19 protein-coding genes and 1 tRNA gene are annotated in these 20,491 nt (G+C 68.1%); 4 read left to right on the forward strand and 16 right to left on the reverse strand.

The window, feature by feature from the left end; all coding sequences use genetic code 11:
• Positions 1-184: 184 nt before the first annotated feature.
• Complete coding sequence (locus AC1DXX_RS23890; protein ID WP_478136695.1) at positions 185-1,708, reverse strand: amidase; 1,524 nt, start codon at positions 1,706-1,708, stop codon at positions 185-187.
• 20 nt (positions 1,709-1,728) lie between these two features.
• Positions 1,729-2,718: a Bug family tripartite tricarboxylate transporter substrate binding protein gene (locus AC1DXX_RS23895; protein ID WP_478136696.1), complete on the reverse strand. Its 990-nt coding sequence runs from the start codon at positions 2,716-2,718 to the stop codon at positions 1,729-1,731.
• Between the two features lie 132 nt (positions 2,719-2,850).
• Here AC1DXX_RS23895 and AC1DXX_RS23900 point away from each other — a divergent pair, with 132 nt between their 5' ends.
• The gene (locus AC1DXX_RS23900) at positions 2,851-3,765 is read left to right on the forward strand and encodes a LysR family transcriptional regulator (protein ID WP_478136697.1); all 915 of its coding nucleotides are present in this window, start codon (positions 2,851-2,853) and stop codon (positions 3,763-3,765) included.
• A 30-nt stretch (positions 3,766-3,795) separates the two neighbouring features.
• On the opposite strand, the gene AC1DXX_RS23905 is transcribed toward AC1DXX_RS23900, so the two are convergent.
• The 10 genes from AC1DXX_RS23905 to AC1DXX_RS23950 form a co-directional block, all read right to left on the reverse strand.
• The gene (locus AC1DXX_RS23905) at positions 3,796-4,683 is read right to left on the reverse strand and encodes a CsgG/HfaB family protein (RefSeq protein ID WP_478136698.1); all 888 of its coding nucleotides are present in this window, start codon (positions 4,681-4,683) and stop codon (positions 3,796-3,798) included.
• A 225-nt stretch (positions 4,684-4,908) separates the two neighbouring features.
• Positions 4,909-5,313 carry a GreA/GreB family elongation factor gene (locus AC1DXX_RS23910; protein WP_478136699.1) on the reverse strand — a complete coding sequence of 135 codons (405 nt, stop codon included), beginning with the start codon at positions 5,311-5,313 and terminating at the stop codon, positions 4,909-4,911.
• Positions 5,314-5,632: 319 nt separating this feature from the next.
• Positions 5,633-6,010 carry a M23 family metallopeptidase gene (locus AC1DXX_RS23915; protein ID WP_478136700.1) on the reverse strand — a complete coding sequence of 126 codons (378 nt, stop codon included), beginning with the start codon at positions 6,008-6,010 and terminating at the stop codon, positions 5,633-5,635.
• 305 nt (positions 6,011-6,315) lie between these two features.
• Positions 6,316-6,705 (reverse strand): YkvA family protein, encoded by a 390-nt coding sequence (locus tag AC1DXX_RS23920; RefSeq protein WP_478136701.1) that lies wholly within the window; start codon positions 6,703-6,705, stop codon positions 6,316-6,318.
• Between the two features lie 105 nt (positions 6,706-6,810).
• Positions 6,811-6,886 (reverse strand) — tRNA-Asn (locus AC1DXX_RS23925).
• A gap of 82 nt (positions 6,887-6,968) precedes the next feature.
• A complete protein-coding gene (locus AC1DXX_RS23930; RefSeq protein WP_478136702.1) occupies positions 6,969-9,149 on the reverse strand; it encodes a TonB-dependent siderophore receptor in 2,181 nt (726 codons plus the stop codon).
• A gap of 5 nt (positions 9,150-9,154) precedes the next feature.
• On the reverse strand, positions 9,155-10,081 hold the full coding sequence (gene thiE, locus AC1DXX_RS23935; RefSeq protein ID WP_478136703.1) for a thiamine phosphate synthase: 927 nt from the start codon (positions 10,079-10,081) through the stop codon (positions 9,155-9,157).
• Entirely contained in the window at positions 10,078-10,887 is an 810-nt protein-coding gene (locus AC1DXX_RS23940; RefSeq protein WP_478136704.1) for a thiazole synthase, read from the reverse strand. The genes thiE and AC1DXX_RS23940 overlap by 4 nt, the downstream gene beginning before the upstream one ends.
• Before the next feature lie 21 nt (positions 10,888-10,908).
• Complete coding sequence (thiS, locus tag AC1DXX_RS23945; RefSeq protein ID WP_478136705.1) at positions 10,909-11,112, reverse strand: sulfur carrier protein ThiS; 204 nt, start codon at positions 11,110-11,112, stop codon at positions 10,909-10,911.
• Positions 11,109-12,209, reverse strand: coding sequence for an FAD-dependent oxidoreductase (locus AC1DXX_RS23950; protein WP_478136706.1), 1,101 nt, complete (start codon positions 12,207-12,209; stop codon positions 11,109-11,111). The genes thiS and AC1DXX_RS23950 overlap by 4 nt, the downstream gene beginning before the upstream one ends.
• A gap of 140 nt (positions 12,210-12,349) precedes the next feature.
• Here AC1DXX_RS23950 and thiD point away from each other — a divergent pair, with 140 nt between their 5' ends.
• Complete coding sequence (gene thiD / locus AC1DXX_RS23955; protein WP_478136707.1) at positions 12,350-13,216, forward strand: bifunctional hydroxymethylpyrimidine kinase/phosphomethylpyrimidine kinase; 867 nt, start codon at positions 12,350-12,352, stop codon at positions 13,214-13,216.
• Here the strand turns inward: thiD and AC1DXX_RS23960 are convergent.
• Entirely contained in the window at positions 13,161-14,489 is a 1,329-nt protein-coding gene (locus tag AC1DXX_RS23960; RefSeq protein ID WP_478136708.1) for a purine-cytosine permease family protein, read from the reverse strand. The two genes, thiD and AC1DXX_RS23960, sit on opposite strands and share 56 nt — an antisense overlap.
• 401 nt (positions 14,490-14,890) lie before the next feature.
• Here AC1DXX_RS23960 and AC1DXX_RS23965 point away from each other — a divergent pair, with 401 nt between their 5' ends.
• Positions 14,891-16,966 (forward strand): SPFH domain-containing protein, encoded by a 2,076-nt coding sequence (locus AC1DXX_RS23965; protein WP_478136709.1) that lies wholly within the window; start codon positions 14,891-14,893, stop codon positions 16,964-16,966.
• Positions 16,967-16,975: 9 nt separating this feature from the next.
• Here the strand turns inward: AC1DXX_RS23965 and AC1DXX_RS23970 are convergent, their stop codons facing one another.
• Entirely contained in the window at positions 16,976-17,722 is a 747-nt protein-coding gene (locus tag AC1DXX_RS23970; protein WP_478136710.1) for a TetR/AcrR family transcriptional regulator, read from the reverse strand.
• Between the two features lie 99 nt (positions 17,723-17,821).
• Between AC1DXX_RS23970 and AC1DXX_RS23975 the strand changes: the two genes are divergently transcribed.
• On the forward strand, positions 17,822-19,126 hold the full coding sequence (locus AC1DXX_RS23975; RefSeq protein ID WP_478136711.1) for an aspartate aminotransferase family protein: 1,305 nt from the start codon (positions 17,822-17,824) through the stop codon (positions 19,124-19,126).
• On the opposite strand, the gene AC1DXX_RS23980 is transcribed toward AC1DXX_RS23975, so the two are convergent.
• Positions 19,113-20,189 carry an NAD(P)/FAD-dependent oxidoreductase gene (locus tag AC1DXX_RS23980; protein WP_478136712.1) on the reverse strand — a complete coding sequence of 359 codons (1,077 nt, stop codon included), beginning with the start codon at positions 20,187-20,189 and terminating at the stop codon, positions 19,113-19,115. The two genes, AC1DXX_RS23975 and AC1DXX_RS23980, sit on opposite strands and share 14 nt — an antisense overlap.
• A complete protein-coding gene (gene fdxA, locus AC1DXX_RS23985) occupies positions 20,147-20,476 on the reverse strand; it encodes a ferredoxin FdxA (protein ID WP_478136713.1) in 330 nt (109 codons plus the stop codon). The genes AC1DXX_RS23980 and fdxA overlap by 43 nt, the downstream gene beginning before the upstream one ends.
• Positions 20,477-20,491 lie beyond the last annotated feature (15 nt).

A 20,491-nucleotide genomic window follows, 5' to 3' on the forward strand; every position in this document is an offset into this window, starting at 1 on the left:
CAAGTGCTCTGAGCGAGCACGCCGATGGGGTGCCTTGCGCAGCGAAATAAAGGAGGAGGCCTGCGGCCCTAGGCCGCGCCGGGGGACATTCGCGGAGCAAGGTACCCCGTCGGCGTGATCCCGCCCTGAACAGCAGTGCCCCGCACAACGCGCAACGCGACGAATCGAAAAGCAGGTTTTCTTTTCAGACCACGGAGCCAGCGGCCACCGGGACCGCGCCAGACGAGCCCGGCGGCGTCTTCACGATCGACGTGAGCGCAGGCTCGGCCGGCCGCAAGGCCGCCAGGTCGGGCCGCGGGCGGCGCAGTTGCGCGTCGCCGGCGAAGGCCTTCTCCATGGCGTGCGCCGCGCCCAGCACCTGGTGGTCGGCCCTGAAGCCGCCCACGACCTGCAGCCCGAACGGCATGCCCGCGTGATCGACGCCGCAGGGCAGCGAGATTGCGGGATGGGTCGTCAGCGTGACGACGTAGGTCAATGCCAGCCAGCGGTAGTAGTTCGCCTGCTTCTCGCCGTTGATCGTGTCGGCGTACAGCTGCGTCCATGGAAAGGGCGACACCGGCGTGGTGGGCGAAAGCACCAGGTCGTAGTCGGCGAAGGTCGCCTGGAAGCGCTTGATGAGGCGCGTCTGCTCGGCCTGCGCCCAGGCGCTGTCGAGCAGGCTCATCTTCGCGCCCATCTCGTAGTTCGCGCGGGAGTTCGGGCCCAGGCTGTCCGGGTCTTTCTGGTAGGCGGCATGCATGCCCGCCACGAACGCCTCGGCGCGCAGCACGTCGAAGCAGCGGTGCGCCTCGCCGAGGTCGAACGCGACTTCATCGCAGCGCTGGAACAGGTGCCGTATCGCCGTCATCTTCTTGCGCATGGTGGCGCGGATGCCGTCGTCCACCGCGCACACGCCGAAGTCTTCGGTCCACGCGACGCGCAGCCGGCTCAGGTCGACATCGAGCGGCTTGAGAAAGGACAGCGGGTCCAGCGGATAGCTCAGCGGGTCGCCGGCGTTCATGCCGGCCGACGCCGCCAGCTGCAGGCAGGCGTCTTCCACGGTCCGGCCCATCGGACCGACCACCGAGATCGGTGTCCAGCCCAGCAGCTTCCGCACGCTCGGCACAATGCCCGGCGAAGGCCGGAAGCCCACCACGCCGCACTTGGCCGCCGGAATGCGCAGCGAGCCGCCGGTGTCGGAACCGGTGCACACCGGCAGCATGTCGCAGGCCAGGGCCGCCGCCGAGCCGCCGGAAGAGCCGCCGGCATTCAGGTTCGGATCGAAGGGGTTGCCCGTGGCGCCCCACACGTCGTTGCGGGAGTTGGCGCCGGCGCCCATCTCGGGCACGTTGGTCTTGCCCGTCACGATGGCGCCCGCCTTGCGAAGGCGCGCCACCAGCTCGATGTCTTCCTGCGGCACGTGATCGCGGTAGATCGACGAGCCCCAGGTGGTGAGCAGGCCCTCCGTGGGCTCCAGGTCTTTCACCCCGAGCGGAAGGCCATGCAGCAGCCCCAGCGCAGCGCCGCGCATGACGGCGCTCTCCGCGGCCCTGGCTTCGGTCCTTGCGCGCTCGAAGCAGGTGGCGGTCACCGCGTTGACGAACGGGTTCACCTGCTCGATGCGCGCGATGCAGGCCTCCAGGAGTTCGACCGGCGAGATGGCCTTGCTGCCGATGAGGCGGCGGAGTTCGACGGCGGATCGTTCGACGAGTTCGGTGGCGATGGGCATGGGCAATCGTTGAGGGGAGATCAGTCGGCGGTGATGTGCGCGCGGGCCGCGACGGCACGCATCAACGGCAGTTCCTTGCCGATCAGCGCACTCGCCTCCACGGCGTTGCTGTAGGCCGGCTCGAGGCCCTGGGCGCTCAGCTTGGCGCGGGTGTCGGGGTCGGCCATCGTCACGGCCAATGCCTTCTCGAGCTTGACCTTCACGTCGGCAGGCAGGCCCTTCGGCGCCGCCAGCATCAGCCAGGAGTCCATGTCGATGTCGGGATAGCCGCTCTCGGCCAGGGTGGGCACGTTGGGCAACAGGCTGGAGCGCCGGGCCGTCGTCACTGCGATGGCCTTGATCTTGCCGCTCTTGAGCTGAGGGATCGCGGCGCCCACGGTGTCGACGCTGAACGCGACCTGCCCGCCCATCAGGTCCGTCATGGCCGGTGCGCTGCCCTTGTAGGGCACATGCGTCATCTTCAGGCCGGCCGCATGCAGGATGGTTTCGCCAGCGAAGTGCGCGGTCGAGCCGGTGCCGTAGGAGGCGTAGGAATACTTGCCGGGCGATGCCTTCACGTAGTCCACGAACTGCTTGACGGTCTGCACCGGCACCTCGCTGTTGGCCAGCAGGATGAGCGCGATGCGCCCGGCGATGCCGATCGGCTCGAAACCCTTGACCGGGTCGTACGGAAGGTTGGGGCGGATGGCGGGGTTGACGGTGAACGTGGTGCCCGAGCTCACGAGCAGCGTGTAGCCGTCCGGTGCCGCCTTGGACACGTAGCTCGCACCGATGATCGTGCCGGCGCCGGCACGGTTCTCGATGACCACGGGCTGGCCGAGTTCCTTGCCCAGCCGCAGGCCGAGGATGCGCCCGTTCACATCCGTGGCGCCGCCCGGCGGAAAGGGGATCACGAGCGTGACCGGCCGCGACGGAAAACCCGGCTCCGCGGCGACGGCGGCCAGTGGCGCGAGGCCCAGGCCGAAACAGGACATCAGCGCCATGCTGGCCAACGCGGAAAGGCTTTTCATGAATGGGTACTCCTGAAAGAGTCCCATCCTAGGAGCGGTCTTCGACTGCTACAAGCGCAATGTTTAGAATTGTCGATTGCCAAAACGGCAATCGGCACGGCGCCTTGCCCGCCGTGCCGCACGGAGAACTTCATGCGACTTCAAGCGCTGCAGGAAACGGCGGTCCGCTACTTTCTCGAGGTCGTGAAAACCGGCTCGGTGAAGGACGCGGCGCTCAAGCTCAACGTCGCGCCTTCGGCCGTGAGCCGGCAGGTGGCACGCCTGGAGCGCGAGCTGGACACGCTGCTGTTCGACCGCCACGCGCGCGGCATGGTGCCCAACGCCGCCGGCGAACTGCTGGCCGCGCATGCCAAGCGGACGCAGCAGGACATCGAGCGGGTCGCGAGCGACATCGCCGGCCTGCGCGGCCTGCGCAGCGGCCATGTGCGGGTAGTGAGCACCGAGGGCTTCGCCTTCGATTTCCTACCGACGCTGATCTCCCGCTTTCGCGACAAGTACGAGGGGATCCGCTTTCACCTGGAGGTCGCCCCGCCGAGCGACATTCCGAAGCGCATACGCGACGGCGAAGCGGATGTCGGGATCACGTTGAGCGCGGTGCCCGAGCCCGGCATCCGGATCGAGCTGCGCCATCCCAGCCCCATCCTGGCCGTGATGGCCGAGGGCCATCCGCTGGCGGCGCAGCGGCAGTTGTCACTGCGCCAGGTGGTGGCCTACCCGCTGGGGCTGCCGCCGCAGGACAGCTCGATCAGGCAACTGCTCGACACCAGTTGCGGCCGGCAGGGGCTGCAGTATGTGCAGGCCATGTCCAGCAACCATGCGAATGCGCTGGTGAGCTTCGCGGCGGCGGGCGGCGGCAGCATCGCCTTCTATGGGGCGCTGTCGATCCGCACGCAGCTGAAGACGAAGGCGCTGGTCGCCATTCCGCTGAAGGACAGGGAGATGAACGAGCGCTACCTCGAGGTGGAGACGCTGGCCGGCCGGTCGCTGCCCGATGCAGGAAAGGCGTTCGTGCGATTCCTGACGGAGGCCATCCAGGAGACAGCCTGAACGGGCAGGGTGAGTGGACTTTTCTTGCGCTTACTTGCGTCGGCCGCGGGCAGCCGCCGGTGCCGAGGTCTGCGACGGCGGCGCCGCGCCGTCCACGCCCAGGCGGCCACCGCCGCCGAGGCCCTGGCCACGCACCGTCTGCGCCTTGTAGTTGCGCAGCGAACGGACCATCTGGTTGAAGGCGTCCATGAAGGCTGCGGCAATCACCTTGCCCTGCGGGGTGCGCGTGTAGCCGCCGATGCCGCCCGCAGCGGAAAGGCCGCCCAGGCCGGCAAAGCCCCCGAAGTCGGTCTTGGAGGCGCTGCCTTCGGCCGCCGCGACCTGCACGCCCGAACGGTTGTCGATCAGCGTCAGCAGCGCGCTGGCTTCCTTGGTCTGCAGGCTGGCGCCGAGGTTGGCGATGGCCCGGCCACGGCCGCCACCCACCAGGCCGCCGAGCGCRCCGCCGAKGCCGCCGGCRTCGCTGTTGCTGAACACGATCTCGGGCGACAGGCCGTAGTCGGARGCCACCATCTGGCCGCGGCCGAAGTTGCTGCCGCCKCGCATTTCGCCCGACTGCWKCAGCGCGCGTTCGCGCGTCATGGCGTTCATGCCGGCCGCGCCGCGCTCGACCACSAYGAAGCAGTTCGACTGCTGCACCAGCAAACGCAACAGATTGGCAGTAGGCGGCAGGCGGTATTCGCCGGTGAGGATGGTGTACCAGCCGGCATTGACGTTCTCGATCAGCGAGACCGTGCCGAGCGGCGAGTCGCAGCGTTCGAGCTGGCTGCTTTCACCGGAGGTGGCCGCACCGGCGGCGCTCCCGGTGGCCACGGTCTTGGCCGACTGGCTGCCCATTTGCATGTCCATGGTCTGGCAGCCGGAAAGAACCAGCAGGCCAGTGAGTGCGCCTGCGAGAGAGAGTTTGGAAAAAGCCATGTCCCGATCCATCGAGTAAAAAACAATGCGGCGCCTCCCCTGGGATGCGCCACTCGTCGGATACCGAAGATGGGACCGCATGGCCTGTACGGCCTCCCGATTCGTCGCGCCGCCAGCGACCGCGTGACGATACGGCCCGAGGCGCCGGCGTGCCAGTGCCGAAAGTCATGGTGTGCATGCGCACGTGGTGCGGGCGCCGCACCGGCACCCTCCGGCACGCGATCGTCAGGTCGTGTAGTCGCCGCTGGCTTCCGGCTGGAAGAGAACCGCGACGACGCGGGCGGTGTTCTCTTCGCCGCCCGGCGTGTGCCAGTGAGCCGTCGCACCGGCCTTCAGGCCGAGCAGCCCCATGCCGACGGGCGACAGCACCGAGATGAAGCCGGCGTTCGGCGCCGCGTCGGCGGGATAGCAGACGACCAGCTTGTGGCGGTGCCGCGTGGGCAGGTCTTCGATTTCCACCTGCGCGTACATCGTCACGATGTCCGCGGGCACCTCCCGCGATGGCAGAACGTCCGCCACATCCAGAAGGTCGGCGAGCGCCGGGGGAGGGTGACCGCCCGTCAATTTGTTGAGACGGACGAAGTCGAGTTCGGTGAGCGTGCGCTCCCCGTGAATCGTTGTTGCGAGCATGAATGAAGCACTCCAGTTGAACGCGCGGGCATGGTGCCCGGCGGTCTATGGTTTGCGCATCAACAAAGGAAGTAGCGGACCACCGGGCTCAGGAAAGTGCGGGCGTCTGTCGAATGACCGTCGCGATCGCCGCAGCGACATCCGCACGGCGGCCGCCTGCTGCCAGCGGCAGGGCTGCGCATGCAGAGTGTTTGCGGGACGGGGACGGGAGAGCCATGCCGTCCAGTGTAGAGGGGGCCGAACAGGGCCATCGGGCAATGGCCCCACTCGCTTTGCCGGTAAGGCCCGGGGAAGCAACCGGGTCGCTTCGGAAAGAGCGTCAGTCGGCCGCGAAGTACGGGGCGGGGTCGACGGCGTTGCCGTTCCTTCGCAGCTCGAAGTGCAGCTTGACGCGATCGGATTCGGTGCGGCCCATGCGGGCGATCACCTGGCCGCGTTTCACGGACTGCCCCTCCTTGACCAGCAGCTTGCTGTTGTGCGCATAGGCGGTGACGAAGCTCGCGTCGTGCTTGACCATGATGAGCTGGCCATAGCCACGCGGACCCACGGCCGAATAGACCACCTTGCCGTCGCGCGCAGCGATGACCGGGTCGCCTTCCGATCCTGCAAAGTCGAGCCCCTTGTTGTTGCGGCCATCGAAGCGCTGGATGACGGTGCCGGTCGATGGCCGCAGGAAGTTTCGTTCGGCCTTGGCCATTGGCCCAGGTGCCGGTGGCGGCGCCGGTTCGCTGCTTCGCGGACGGCGGTCCGGTGCGGGGCGGGAGGGCTCATGGCGGGCTGCCGGTGCGGGCTTGGAGCCTGCCGGCTTTCTTGCCGGTGGGGCCGGAGGCGGCTCCGTGGCGCAACCGACGAGCAAGATGCTCAGCACGCCGGAGGTGAGGGTCCGTGCGATTCGATGAGGGAGGAAATATCTGGAGACCGATGGCTGCTTGAAGTGCATGGTCTTGACTGTATTTCAATACTCCGGCCGACCTGCCGTGCAGCAATGGAAGCGCAACGACGCTAGCGCGGCCACCACGCGTACAGCACCGCCAGTCCCGCGGCCAGCCACAGCAGGACGATGAACGCGGCGCCGGCACGGCTTGTCGGTTTTTTCTTCTTCTCCCTCAGCCAGTCGTCGGCCTGGAGGCGGCATTCATCGAGCACATGCGCCGGCAGTGTTCTGACCGTCAGCCATATCAGCACCGGAAGCAGCAGAACGTCGTCGACATAGCCCAGCACGGGAATGAAATCGGGAATGAGATCGATGGGGCTCAGGGCGTAGGCCACGACAAGGACGCCCAGGGCCTTGGCGTACCAGGGTGTGGCCGGATGCTTGCTCGCGAACCACAGCGTCACGCCGTCGCGCTTGACGCGCGAGGCCCAGCTTCGAAGCTGTTCGAGAATGGTCATCTTCCATCGTCTGCCGGAGGGCCCGGCCGGCGCTACTGTGCCCCAAAAGGAAATGCCCCGCTACCTTTTGAGTAGCGGGGCATCCAGAGGCCTTGCGGCTTGTAGTGGCTCCTCGACCTGGGCTCGAACCAGGGACCTACGGATTAACAGTCCGGCGCTCTACCAACTGAGCTATCGAGGAACAAGCCTCAGATTATAGCGTGGTTTTTTGGGCCTTCTCAACACCCAGAAACTTTCGCACAAAAAACTTTCGCTCGCGTTGATCAGAGTGCAACGCTCAGCCCGAGACGCAGCGTGCGCGGCGCACCCGGGAAGAGATAGACGTGGCCGAACTGGTAGGGCGATTCCTTCCAGTAGCGGCGGTCGAACAGATTGTCGATCGCCAGCGTCCAGGTCGTGTTCGCGCCGCGCAGCTTGGTGTCGTAGCGCAGCACCGCATCGACGCGCGTCCACGACGGCAGCGTGACCGAGCCGTCGGACAGAACGTTGCGCCGGCCTTCATGCGAAAGCTGGCCCGCCAGTTCGAGGCCGGGCACCGATGCCAGGCGGTAGGCCGCCTGCGCGCGCAGCACCTGCTTGGGCACGTTGGTCGGCCACTGTCCGTTGCTCGCGGGTTCGACGATGCTGCCGCGGCGCTTGGCGTCCATCAGCGTCACGCTGCCGCCGAGGCGCCAGGGGCCTTCGGTCCATTGCGCGCCGGCCTCGAGGCCGCGGTGCACGGCGCGGCCGTCGTACTTTGCCTCGCACGGCGTGATGAGTAGGCGGTTGCAGGCGTCGAGGTTGGTCATGGGGCGCGTGATGTCGAACCATGCCAGCTGCCAGTTGAAGGTGTCGGTGCCGCCCTTGACGCCCAGCTCCCACTGGCGCGAACTCAGTGCGGGCAACGCCTGGCCGGCGTTGCTGTACTGGTCGCTCCTGTTCGGCACGACCTGCGACTCGACGCCCTTGCCCCAGCTCGCGTAGGCGAGCAGTCCGGGCTGGATGGCGTAGCTGGCGGCAATCCACGGCGTGGTCACGCCTTGCTTGTAGCCCGTCGGGTTCGAGCCGTCGTTGCCGATGCTGCTGCGATCGAGCCGCGTATGGCGCACGCCGAGCCAGGTGGTGAAGCGGTCGTTCCAGCGGATTGCATCCTGCACCGAGAGCTCGGTCGAACGCTCGTCGCGCTGGGTCTGCGGTGTGGTGGCGTCGGGGTTCGGCGGCACCACGGCCGTGGCCCAGACGTTGCCCGTGCCGGCGTAGTTGTAGGCCTGGTTCTGGAAGCGGTTGCGCACGCGGCTTTGCAGCAGGCCGAAGCCGAGCTCGTGCCGCACGCTGCCGGTCATCACGTTGCCCTTCAGGTTCAGGCTGCCGGCGGTCTGCGTGCGGCGCTCGTTCTCGCTGCGGAAGTCGTAGAAGTCGAAGGTGCCGTCGGAGCAGTAGCGGTCGAAGTTGCCTTCGGCGCCGCAGCCGAAGGCGTAGGCCAGCCGGTCGTCGGTCTTGAGCCGCTGCTGGCCGATCTGCGCGCTCCAGCGCCAGTCGGCGTTCAGTGCCTGGCTGAAGCGCACGGTGCCGGTCAGCGCCTTGAACACCGAGGGCTGCGACCACGGCTGGTTGTTGAGGTTGATGCGCGGATCGACCGGCGCGGGCAGCACATTGCCGAGCAGGCTGAAGCCGTTCTGGCTCGGCTGCGTCTTGCGGCTTTGCTCCACCTCGAGCTCCAGCACCGAGTCGCGCGTGAGGCGCCAGTCGGCCGCGAGCGAGAACAGGTTGCGGTTGCCGTCGAGGTTGTGCGTCAGCGGCTTGAGGTTTTCGCTCGCCACGTTGAGCCGGTAGCCGAACTGGCGGTTCTCGCCGAAGCGGCCGCCGAGGTCGAGCGCGCCGAGCACGCTGCCGCGGCTGCTGGTCTCGATGCGCACCGTGCGCAGGTCCTGTTCGGTGGGGCGCTTCACGACGTAGTTGACCAGCCCGCCCGGCGCGCTGGTGCCGGCCTGGATGCCGCTGGTGCCGCGCAGGATCTCGATGCGCTCCTTGTTGTCGAGCGGGATCGAGGTCTCGGCGCTGATCGGCAGGCCCTCGCGCCGGTAGTTGAAGCGGTTGTCGAGCACGAAGCCGCGCACCGTGAGGTAGTCCCAGTAGCCGGCGGCGTTGTAGGCGTCGGTGACCGAGGCGTCGAACTGCGTCAGGTCGGCGAGCCGGCGCGCACCGCTGGCGTTCAATTGCTTGCTGTCGATCACCGTGGCGGAGAGCGGCAGTTCGCGCAGGGGCACATCGCCGAAGCCGCTCACGTCGGCCGGCGGCGCGGTCGCGCCATCGGTGACGGTGATCGCCGGCAGCGAGGCCTGCTGCGCGTGCGCGCCGCAGGCGGCGGCAAGGAGCGTGGCGGCGATCGCGCGCGAGACGGCCGAAACGCGCGAAGCGGGCAAGAGCGGCCGGGCGGAGGAATGGGGAAAGCGTCGTGGCGTCATCGTGTTCAGTTGTCGGTGGCGGCGCTCATGGCCGTCATCCATTGGGCGGCCGTGGCCTCGGGATCATTGGCGGTGACCAGTGCGCGCACCACCGCGACGGAGCCGACGCCGGTGGCCAGCACCTCGGGCAGCCGCACCGCGTCGATGCCGCCGATGCCCACCTGCGGATAGCCGCGCAGCAGGCGTGCGTAGGCCGCGAGCCGGGCCACGCCCTGCGGCGCGGTCGCCATCTTCTTGAGCGTGGTCGGATAGACCGCGCCCATGGCGATGTAGCTCGGGCTCACCGCATCGGCGCGCACCATCTCGGCATAGCCGTGGGTGCTGACGCCCAGGCGCAGGCCGGAGGCGCGCAACTGCTGCAGCGCCTGCGGCGACRGGGCGTCGAGGTCTTCCTGGCCCAGGTGAATGCCATAGGCACCGGCGGCGATGGCGAGCTGCCAGTGGTCGTTGATGAAGAGCAGGGCGCCGGTGCCTTGCACGGCGTCGACGGCCGCCTGCACTTCGCGCTCGACGGCGGCTGCGTCGTCGGACTTGAAGCGCAACTGCACCGTCGGCACGCCGGCGCGGGCCATGCGGCCGACCCATTGCGCATCGGGCAGCACGGCGTAGAGGCCGAGCCGCTCGGGGCAGGGCGGAAACGCGTCGTCGCGCGATGCGGGCGGGAACGGCCGCATGCCGAAATCGGCGGGCGTGTCGGGCCACTGCGCGGCGTCGAAATTGCCGACGCGTTCGGTCTGCGCGTGCCAGGCGAGGGCGAGGCATTCGGCATCGATCTCGATGAAGCCAAGGGCGGTGCAAGCCTGCTTGGCACCGCGGTAGACGGCTTCGTCCGACGAAAAGGAGGTGGCACCCACCGCCGAAGCGGTGATGGCGCCGAAGCGCAGCCCATGGGCCGCGACGATGGCGTGGGCGATGGCGCGGGCGTCGTTCATGGTGCGTGGTGCCAGAAGGGCGTGCCGAGCACGGGGGTGCTGGGTTGCGCGGCGTCCTGCGCGGCCATGGCGCCGGCGCGGTAGGCGGCGCGGCCGGCCTGCACCGCATCGGCAAAGGCGCCGGCCATGGCGACGGGCTCCTGCGCCAGCGCGACGGCGGTGTTGAGCAGCACGCCGTCGTAGCCCCATTCCATGACCTGGCAGGCGTGCGACGGAAGTCCCAGGCCCGCATCGACCAGCATCGGCACCTTGAGCCGCTCGCGCAGCACCTGCAGCGCATAGGGGTTGACCGGCCCGCGGCCGCTGCCGATGGGCGCGGCCCACGGCATCACGGCCTGGCAGCCGACATCGACCAGCCGCTGGCACAGCACCAGGTCTTCGGTGCAATAGGGCAGCACCTTGAAGCCGTCGCGAATCAGTTGCGAGGCGGCGTCGACGAGGTTCAGCGTGTCGGGCTGCAGCGTGTAGTCGTCGCCGATCAGTTCGAGCTTGATCCAGGGCGTGTCGAACAGCTCGCGCGCCATCTGCGCGGTGGCGATCACTTCCTGCACGCTGTGGCAGCCGGCGGTGTTGGGCAGCACCGGCACGGCGAGCTGGCGCAGCAGCTCCCAGAAGCCGTTGCTCGTGTCGTTGCCGCCGGAACCCTGGCTGGCGGTCTGGCGGCGCAGCGAGGCGGTCAGCATCGCGGGTTTCGCGCGCTGGACGGCTGCCTCGAGCAGGTCGGGCGAAGGGTAGCGCGCCGTGCCGAGCAGCAGGCGGCTTTGAAAGGCCTGGCCGTAGAGAACCAGCGGGTCGTTCGTGTTCATGGGTGTTGTCTCCATCTTTTCTCAGCCGCCCGTCACGGGGCGGATCACTTCGATACGGTCGTCGGGCTGCAGCGCGCGCGCGGCGTAGGCCGAGCGCGGCACGAACTCGCGGTTCACCGCCACGGCAAAGGGCGGCACGGCCTCCAGCGCCGCCAGCGCGTCGGTCAGCGTGGCGCCGTCGGGCAGCGTGAAGGGCTTGTCGTTGATCAGGATGTTCATCGTCATGCGTCGGCGGTTGTCGTTGTCTCCATGCCGAAGCTCCGTGCGAGCGGGGAGTGGCCTTGCGTGAGCAGCTCCATCGCCGCGTCGAGCAGGGCCGGCGCGATCATGAAGCCGTGGCGGTAGAGGCCGTTGATCTGCAGCACGCGCGGCTGCGGCTGGCGGATGGCAGGCAGGTTGTCGGGCAGCGTGGGGCGGCACTGCGTGGCGATCTCGACGATGCGCGCCTCGGCAAAGCCGCTGTGCACGGCATAGGCCGCGCTCAGCAGCTCGAGCGTGGAGCGCACGCTGGCGGGCGACATGTCGTCCGACTCGATCTCGGTCGCGCCGATCACGAAGAGGTTGCCGGGCTTGGGCGCGATGTAGAGCGGGTAGCGCGGATGCACGAGCCGCGTGGGCCGCTGCAGCGCGACCTCGGGCGCATGCACGCGGATCACCTCGCCGCGCACGCCGCGCAGCGCGCTCCATTGCGGCCGGGCGCCGAGGCCGCGGCAGTCGATCACCCGGTCGGGCTGGCCCGGCGTGCCGGGCGAGAAGTCTGCCGGCGCGCGCGGCGACTGCCAGTGCAGCTTCACGCGGGCGCTGGCCTGCAGCGTGGCGAGCAGGGAGGCCAGCAGCGCACGGTTGTCGAGCTGGCCCTCGCCGGGAAGGAACAGCCCTTGTGCGAAGCGCTGGCCCAACGAAGGCTCCAGCGCGGCGATGCCCGCGCCGTCGAGCGTCTGCATCGGCGCGAGTTCGGGCACTTGTGCACCGGTGCGGGCCAGCACGCGCGCGAGCCGTGCGGCCTCGGCGGCGTCCTGCCGGTGCCAGAGCACCAGCGTGCCTTCGCGCTGGAAGAACACCGGCTGCGCCAGCGGTGCCAGCAGCTCGGGCCACCGCGACAGCGCGTGCTGGCCCATGCGCACGACGGACACCGGCGCCACGGCCGATTCGGCCAGCGGCGCGAGCATGGCTGCGGCCACACGTGCGGCTGCGCCTTCCGCTTCCGGACTGCCCGCCTCGAACAGCGAAACCTTGCAGCCCGCCTGTGCCAGCGTGACCGCGAGCAGGCGCCCCATGAGCCCCGCCCCGAGGATGGCCGCTGATTGAAATGGCACGCTCATGGCTTTGCTCCTTCCCCCGCTGGGGGAAGGTTGGGATGGGGGCAGCCAGAGCGCCCGATGGATACGCCGCGTGCCCCCACCCCAACCCTCCCCCGGAAGGGGAGGGAGCAAGGCAAGGCCAGTCGCCGATAATTTTCGGCATGACCCAAGGACCTTCCTCCGCGCCGCAAGCGCCCCTGCGCTACGCACGCGTGCTCTCCATCGCCGGCTCGGACAGCGGCGGCGGGGCCGGCATCCAGGCCGATCTCAAGACCTTCGCGGCCCTCGGCTGCTACGGCATGACGGCCATCACTGCGCTCACCGCGCAGAACACGCTCGGCGTCTCGGGCATCCATGGCGTGCCGCCGGCTTTCCTCAAGGCGCAGATCCAGGCGGTGGTCGAGGACATCGGCGTCGATGCGGTCAAGCTCGGCATGCTGCATGCGCCCGAGGTGGTCGAGGTGGTGGCCTGGGCCATCGACCACTACCGGCTGTCGAACGTGGTGCTCGACCCGGTGATGGTCGCCACCAGCGGCGATCGCCTGATCGCCTCCGAAACCGTCCAGGTGCTGGTGCGCGAGCTCTTCCCGCGCGCCGTGGTGGTCACGCCCAATCTCGACGAAGCCGCCTTGCTGATCGGCCATGCCATCGGCGGCATCGACGCACTCGATGGTGCGGCCGACGAACTGCTGGCGCTCGGCGCCAGGGCCGTGCTGCTCAAGGGCGGCCACCTGCCCGGCGACGACGTGGTCGACGTGCTGCTGCAGTCCGACGGCACCCGCAAGCGCCTGGCCTCGCAGCGCATCGCGAGCCGCAACCTGCACGGCACCGGCTGCACGCTGTCGTCCGCCATCGCGGCGCACCTGGCGCTGGGGCTCGGCTTGCCCGAAGCCGTTGAGCGCGCACGCGCCTATGTCGTCGGCGCCATGGCGGCCGGTGCGGATGTGCAGGTCGGGGCGGGACATGGTCCGCTCAACCACGGCTTTGCGCCAGTGCCGACGCACCGCCTGCCGGCGAAGGCCGGCTGAGCCAAGCCAGCACGAAGGTCGCGGCCAGCGTCGGCAGCGCCGAGCCGAACTGCGGCGCCCATTTGGCGAGGGCGTGGTAGGCCGCGATGCCCGCGATCCAGATCAGCGCAGCGCCCCAGTCGATCTGGCGCGTGCCGGCCACGGCGGCCTGGCCGCCGCCCAGCCGCCCGAGGATCACGCCATAGAGCGGCACGAACACCGAGCTCAGCAGCAGCAGGAAAGGTTCGAGCGTGTGCATGGGCAGCACCAGCGCGAGCGCAATGCACAGCGCGGCCAGCAGCAGGCCCCAGCGCTTCACGCTCCAGCGCGGCAGCAGGCTGTGCGTCGACACCGAGCCCGAATAGACATCGCCGTACGCGTTGTCGAGCTCGTCGATGAGGATGAGGCCCAGCGCCACCAGCCCGCCCTGTGCGAGCAGCAGCGCGGTGACGAGGCCCGTGCCCGGCTCGGCCACGCTCACCACCATCACGCCGAGGGCATAGCACCAGATGTTGGCGAGCGCGTAGCCCAGCCAGGTGCCGCTGAATGCACTGCCGAGACCCCCCGCGCTGCGCCTGCCGTGGCGGGCGTAGTCGGCCACCAGCGGCAGCCATGACACCGGCATGGCGATCACGAGATCGAGCGCGCCGAACATGCCCATGCTGCCGTCGCCCGGGCGCGCCCAGAAGGCGTCCAGCCCCTTGGCCTGGAGACGCGTCGCGAACTGCCAGGTGAGCCAGAGCAGGGAGAGCACGACCAGCGGCAGGCCGAAGCGGCTGACGAAGCGCCGCACCAGCCTGACCATCGAGCCCGCGAGCAGTGCCAGCAGCACCGCGCCCCACAGCAGCGTGGTCAAGACGCCGCCCCAGAAGGTGCCCAGCGATGCGCCGAAAGCCACCTGGCCGATGGCCTGCGTGCCCTCGCGCATGATCACCAGCTCGAAGGTGGTCCAGCCCACCAGTTGCACGATGTTGAGCAGCACCGGCAGCCGCGCGAAGGCGCAGCCGTAGGTGGCGTGCATCAGGCCGGCGCTTGCGAGACCGCTCTCGCAGCCCAGCCGCGCGGTCCAGGCCAGCAGGCCGGCGCCGAGGACGGAACCCAGCACGATGGCCAGCGCCGCATCGCGCGTGCCCACGGCCGGCACCAGGTAGGCGCCGATCTGCATCACCAGCAGCCCGACGCCCAGGCTGAACCAGAGCGAGGCATGGTCGTGCCAGCCGAACACGCGCCGGGACGCGGGCAACGGCGTCAGCGCCTCGTTGGCGGAAGGGGATCCGTTGTCGTCGTGTGCCATCCGTTTGCTCCAGTGCAAAAGGTTTGGCAGGTGGGCGGGGCTCCAGCAGCGCAGCCGTCACGCGAGACAACGTGACAGGCCGCCGGACCAGCTTCCCTGCGCGAGGATTACCTCAGTCAGGTTCAAAGGGACTCTCTCAGTCAGCCCCGGAACGGATTCCGGTTCGACACCCCTAGCGATGCACCCCAGCGAACTGCGGCGCAAGGCGATTTTATCCGGTGTCGGGCGGCGCAGGGGCGCAGCTGCCAAGGCCATGTCCAGGGCGGGCGAAAATCGATGCCGCAAGGCCGTATTCGACTCTGCGAACCGATGACCTGAATTTTTCGAACGCCCCCTTTGCCGCAGCGGCAGGGCTATGCTTTCCTTCCACAACAACAGATCCTCGAGAGAGGATGTCAAAAATGGATACAGGGCTTTCAGTGTTCGGTGGCCTTGCAGACTACTGGTGGGTGCTCCTCATCGTGGTGCTGGTTGCCAGTTTCAAATGGACTGTCCGTTTGTTCGGGGTCTACATCATTCCCGACGACCAGATCGGACTGGTCGTCAAGAAGTTCGCTCTCCTGGGCAAGCACCGCGAACTGCCGCCGGGCAAGATCGTGGCGCTGCAGGGAGAAGCCGGCATCCAGGCCGACACGCTGGCACCAGGCCTGCACTTCTGGCTCTGGCCGTGGCAGTACGACATCACCTTCCAACCGCTGTTCGTCGTTCCGCCGGGCAAGATCGGCATCGTCGAATCCTGCGACGGMAAGGCGCTGCCGGACGGCCGCATCATCGGCCGGCAGGTCGCGTGCGACAACTTCCAGGACGCGCGGGCTTTCCTGGAAGCAGAGGGCGAGCGCGGCGCGCAGATGGCCATCATTCCTCCGGGGTCGTGGCGCATCAACACGCTGGTGTTCACCGTCACCCAGGACGAGATGACCGTGGTGCCGCCCGGCAAGATCGGTGTCGTCGAAGCGCGCGACGGCAAGGCGCTGTCGGGTGGCCGCATCATCGGCAGTCACGTCGAGTGCGATTCCTTTCAGGATGCGCATGCGTTCATCGCCAACGGCGGCGAGCGCGGCCCGCAGATGTCGATCGTTCCGCAGGGACAGTACCGGATCAATCCGAAGCTGTTCAATGTGGAAATGGCCAATGTCACCGACATCCCGGACAACAAGGTCGGCATCGTCACGACCAAGGAAGGCCGGTCGCTCGAAACCGGCGAGATCGCCGGTGCGCAGGTGGCCAGCCACAACTCGTTCCAGGACCCGATGGCCTTCGTCCGGAACGGCGGCAACAAGGGGCTTCAGGAGCAGGTGCTCCTGGCCGGCCGGTACTTCATCAACCCCAAGTTCGCGGTCGTCGAGGCGGTGGACATCACCGAGGTGCCGATCGCATCGGTCGGCGTGGTCGTCGCGTTCATCGGCAAGGAAGGGCATGACGTCACCGGTGAGTCCTTCCGGCACGGGAACCTGGTGTCCAAGGGCGAGAAGGGCGTGTGGGTCGACGTGTACGACCCGGGCAAGTACCCCATCAACCCCTACACGCACAAGGTGCGCGTGGTGCCGACCGCGAACGTGGTGCTCAACTGGGCCACCGGCAAGACCGAGGCCCACAAGCTCGACGCCAACCTGTCGACGATCAAGGTGCGTTCTGCCGACGGCTTCACCTTCGACCTGGACGTGAGCCAGATCATTCACATTCCGCGCAACGACGCCCCCAAGGTGATCGCGCGTTTCGGCAGCATGGAGGCGCTCGTCACGCAGGTGCTGGAGCCGACCATCGGCAACTACTTTCGCAATGCGGCGCAAAACTCGGACGTCATCGACTTTCTCAAGAGCCGTTCCGTGCGCCAGCAGGAGGCCAAGGTCGCGATCGGTGCCGCGCTGGCCGACTACAACGTCGGTGCGGTCGAAACGCTCATCGGCGACATCGCGCCGCCGGAAGCCTTGATGAAGACCCTGACCGACCGCAAGATCGCCGAGCAGGAGCGGGTCACCTACGACACCCAGCGCCAGGCACAGGCGGTGCGTCAGGAGCTCGAACAGGCCAAGGCGCTGGCCGACACGCAGCCCAACGTGGTGGCGGCGGAGCGCAAGGTGGCGATCTCCAAGTTCGATGCCGATGCGGCGGTCAATGCGGCCAGCGGGCAGGCGCAGGCCAAGACCATCAACGCCGAGGCGGATGCGAAGGTCACGCGCCTGACCGGCGATGCGGAAGCGGCCAAGACCCTCGCGGTCGGCGGTGCGGAGGCAACGGTCATCAAGCAGAAGATCGATTCGATGGAATCCGGCAACTACGCGGTCGTGCAGGTGGCCGAAGCCCTGTCCAAGGCGGGTGTGAAGCTGGTGCCCGACATCGTCGCGGGGGGCGGGTCCGGTGCGGGCGGCGGCACACTGGTCGACGTTCTTCTGGGCGGCCTGATTCGCGACGGGATGCACAACAACGCGGCCCACAGGGCCGCTGCTGCCGCGGCGCCGAAGTCGACCGCCAGCTAGCAAAGCGCGTCAGAGCCTGCGCGCGAAGGCCTCCAGCCCGTCGATGGTGATCTGGATATGCCGCTCGAAGCTGCTGTCCAGCGGCAAGGTGGTGCCGTTGTCCCAGCGCACGATGAAGGCCTGGTTGGCCAGCAGCGGCAGGTTGCGCGTGAGCAYCGGATGGTCGAGCGGGCGGATGGTGTGGACGCGCTCGCGCAGTTCCTCGGCCCAGGCCTGGGTGTTGTCGGCGGGCAGGGGCGAGAACTCCATCGTCACGAAGCCCAGCATGGCCGCGATCACGCAGTTGTAGGCCTCGCGCAGCGATTCGCCCTCGAAGCCGGCCTCGACCAGCGCCGCGAGCACGCCTTCGACCAGTTCGGTCGGCAGGCTGCCGTTCGACACCAGCTGCGCGCCCAGCAGCTGCGCCACGTTCGGATGGCGGCGCACCGCGGCGCGGCAGCGGCGGAACAGCTCGGCGATCCATTCCTGCCATGTCAGCTGGCCCCTCGGCGGCGTGACCTCGGCCATCACGGTGGCGGCCACCTCGGCGAGCAGGGCTTCGCGGGTGCTGACATGCCAGTGCACCGTGGCCGGATAGACGCCGAGCTGCGCCGCGATCTCGCGCATGCTGAAAGCGCCCAGGCCGAACGCGTCGATGTGCGCCAGGGCGGCTTCGGCGATGCGCTGCTTCGACAGCGCGCCGCCGCCGGCGGGCCGGCCGGCGGTCCTGGGTTTGGGCTCGGGCTTGGGCGTGGTCTTCTTCATGGTTGCGGCCATTGTGCGGCGAAGAAATTGATTGTATAAATAATATTAATTGAGCATTGATCAATTAATCGAGCCGGAAGGCCGACTGTTCATCCTTTCAAGGACCGCTCCATGATCGACGCCGCCATCGACCAAGCCCTTGCCGGGGCCTATCAGCGCTTCACCGACGGCAACCCGGCCAGCCGGCGCCAGTTCGACGAGCAGGCGCGCTACATGCCGGGTGCCAACAGCCGCTCGGTGCTTTTCTACGCGCCGTTTCCGCTCACCATCGCCAAGGGCGAGGGCGCGGCACTGTGGGATGCCGACGGCCACCGCTACGCGGACTTCATCGCCGAGTACACGGCCGGCGTCTACGGCCACTCGGCGCCCGAGATCCGTGATGCGGTCATCGAGGCGATGAAGAGCGGCATCAATCTCACAGGGCACAATCTGCTCGAAGGGCGGCTCGCCAGGACCATCTGCGAGCGCTTTCCGCAGATCGAGCAACTGCGCTTCACCAATTCGGGCACCGAGGCGAACCTGATGGCGCTCACGGCCGCGCTGCGCTTCACGGGGCGGCGCAAGATCGTGGTGTTTTCGGGCGGCTACCACGGCGGCGTGCTGGGCTTCGGCGACAGGCCGTCGCCGACGACGGTGCCTTTCGACTTCCTCGTGCTGCCCTACAACGACGCGCAGCTTGCGAGCGAACAGATCCGGACGCACGGGCCGGAGATCGCCGCCATCCTGGTCGAGCCGATGCAGGGCGCGAGCGGTTGCATTCCGGGGCGCCTGGACTTTTTGAAGACGCTGCGCGATGGCGCCACGTGCGTCGGCGCGCTGCTGATCTTCGACGAGGTCATGACTTCGCGCCTCGCACCGCACGGCCTGGCCCACAAGCTCGGCATCCGGTCCGACCTCACCACGCTGGGCAAGTAYATCGGCGGCGGCATGTCCTTCGGCGCTTTCGGCGGGCGGGCGGATGTGATGGCGCTGTTCGACCCACGCACGGGGCCGCTCGCGCATTCGGGCACCTTCAACAACAACGTCATGACGATGGCGGCCGGGTATGCGGGCCTCACGAAGCTGTTCACCCCCGAGGCGGCCGGCGCGCTGGCCGCGCGCGGCGAGGCGATGCGTGCGCGGCTCGACGCGCTGTGCGCGAAGGAGGGCGTGGCCCTGCAGTTCACCGGCGTGGGTTCGTTGATGAATGCGCATTTCCTGAGCGGCGAGGTGCGGCGCGTGGACGATCTGGCGGTGGTCGATGGGCGCCTGCGCCAGCTGCTGTTCTTCCACCTGCTGAGCCAGGGCATCTACGCCTCGCCGCGCGGCTTCATCGTGCTGTCGCTGCCGTTGGTGGATGCGGACATCGACCGATTCGCCGCCGCCATCGGCAGCTTCATTGGCGAGTACGGCTCGCTGCTGCCTAGCGCGAAGTAACGCCAGCCACGCCCAGCAACTCGTGCAGCCGCGTGCTGGTGGTCGTGTACTGCAGCGGCACCGCCTTGCCCGGGAACACGATGGCGGTGGCGCCCCAGGCCGCCAGCGTGGCTTCGTGGAAGCCGCAGACGATGAGTTTCTTCTTGCCCGGGTAGGTGTTGATGTCGCCCACCGCGAACACGCCGCGTTCGCGGGTTTCGTATTTCTCGGTGTCGACCGGCACCTGCTTGCGCTCGAGTTCCAGGCCCCAGTCGGCAATCGGGCCGAGGCGCGGCGAGATGCCGAGGCAGGCGATCAGCGCGTCGAGCGGCAGATCGATGGTTGTCGCGTCGGGCGTGGTGATCTGCAATTGCTTGCCGTCGAAGGCGGTGGGCTGGCCGACCTTGAAGGCCAGCTTGCCCGCGGCCACGAGGGCGCGCATCGACGCAATGTTCGCTTCGTCGGCCTGGAAGCCGTCGCGCCGATGGACCAGCGTGACCTGCTTTGCCACGGACGTGAGCGCCATGGCGGTTTCGAGCGCGATGTCGTCGCCGCCATTCACCACTACCGTCTGTCCCGCAAAGCGGTCCAGCGACTCGGGGTGATAGAAAAGCGAGGTGCCTTCGAACTGCGCAATGCCTTCGAGCGCGATGCGCTTGGGCACGAAGGCGCCGACACCCGCCGCGATGAACACCGTCTTCGCCAGGAAGGCCGTGCCTGCCGAGGTCGTCAGCAGCAGGCGCTCGTCGGCTTGTCGCTCCAGCGTGGCGACTTGCTCGCCGAAGTGGAACTGCGGCTTGAACGGCGCGATCTGCTCCAGCAGCGATTGCGCGAGGCCGCGCCCGCTGGTGACTGGCGTGCCGGGAATGTCGTAGATCGGCTTGTCGCCATAGAGCGCCACGCACTGGCCGCCCGCGGCGGGCAGTGCATCGACGATGTGGCAGGAGATTTCAAGCAGGCCCAACTGGAAGGCCTGGAACAGCCCGACAGGGCCGGCACCGACGATCAATGCGTCGGTTTCGATGGGAGCGGCTGGGGTGCTCAGCGCACCAGCTCCCCGACCTTGTCCGTCTTGTCTTTCCACTCTTCGGCGTCAGGCAGCGCGGGCTTGCGCTTGGTGATGCTCTTCCAGCCGTCGGCCACGGCCAGCTCGGCGTTGATCTTGATGAAGGCCATCTGGTTGGCCGGGAGGTCTTCCTCGGCGTAGATCGCATTGACCGGGCATTCGGGGATGCAGACCGCGCAATCGATGCACTCGTCCGGGTCGATCACCAGCATGTTGGGACCTTCGCGGAAGCAGTCGACGGGGCAAACGTCCACGCAGTCGGTGTATTTGCAACGGATGCAGGCTTCGGAGACGACGTGGGTCATTTGTCTTTTAACGTC

Source organism: Variovorax sp. P4_B10 (assembly GCF_056402375.1).

Coding starts and splice junctions, on each gene's coding strand:
- AC1DXX_RS23890 (WP_478136695.1), bottom strand. CDS start 1,708: ATGCCCATCGCCACCGAACTCGTCGAACGATCCGCCGTCGAACTCCGC.
- AC1DXX_RS23895 (WP_478136696.1), bottom strand. CDS start 2,718: ATGAAAAGCCTTTCCGCGTTGGCCAGCATGGCGCTGATGTCCTGTTTC.
- AC1DXX_RS23900 (WP_478136697.1), top strand. CDS start 2,851: ATGCGACTTCAAGCGCTGCAGGAAACGGCGGTCCGCTACTTTCTCGAG.
- AC1DXX_RS23910 (WP_478136699.1), bottom strand. CDS start 5,313: ATGCTCGCAACAACGATTCACGGGGAGCGCACGCTCACCGAACTCGAC.
- AC1DXX_RS23915 (WP_478136700.1), bottom strand. CDS start 6,010: ATGGCCAAGGCCGAACGAAACTTCCTGCGGCCATCGACCGGCACCGTC.
- AC1DXX_RS23920 (WP_478136701.1), bottom strand. CDS start 6,705: ATGACCATTCTCGAACAGCTTCGAAGCTGGGCCTCGCGCGTCAAGCGC.
- AC1DXX_RS23930 (WP_478136702.1), bottom strand. CDS start 9,149: ATGACGCCACGACGCTTTCCCCATTCCTCCGCCCGGCCGCTCTTGCCC.
- AC1DXX_RS23940 (WP_478136704.1), bottom strand. CDS start 10,887: ATGAACACGAACGACCCGCTGGTTCTCTACGGCCAGGCCTTTCAAAGC.
- thiS (WP_478136705.1), bottom strand. CDS start 11,112: ATGACGATGAACATCCTGATCAACGACAAGCCCTTCACGCTGCCCGAC.
- AC1DXX_RS23950 (WP_478136706.1), bottom strand. CDS start 12,209: ATGAGCGTGCCATTTCAATCAGCGGCCATCCTCGGGGCGGGGCTCATG.
- thiD (WP_478136707.1), top strand. CDS start 12,350: ATGACCCAAGGACCTTCCTCCGCGCCGCAAGCGCCCCTGCGCTACGCA.
- AC1DXX_RS23960 (WP_478136708.1), bottom strand. CDS start 14,489: ATGGCACACGACGACAACGGATCCCCTTCCGCCAACGAGGCGCTGACG.
- fdxA (WP_478136713.1), bottom strand. CDS start 20,476: ATGACCCACGTCGTCTCCGAAGCCTGCATCCGTTGCAAATACACCGAC.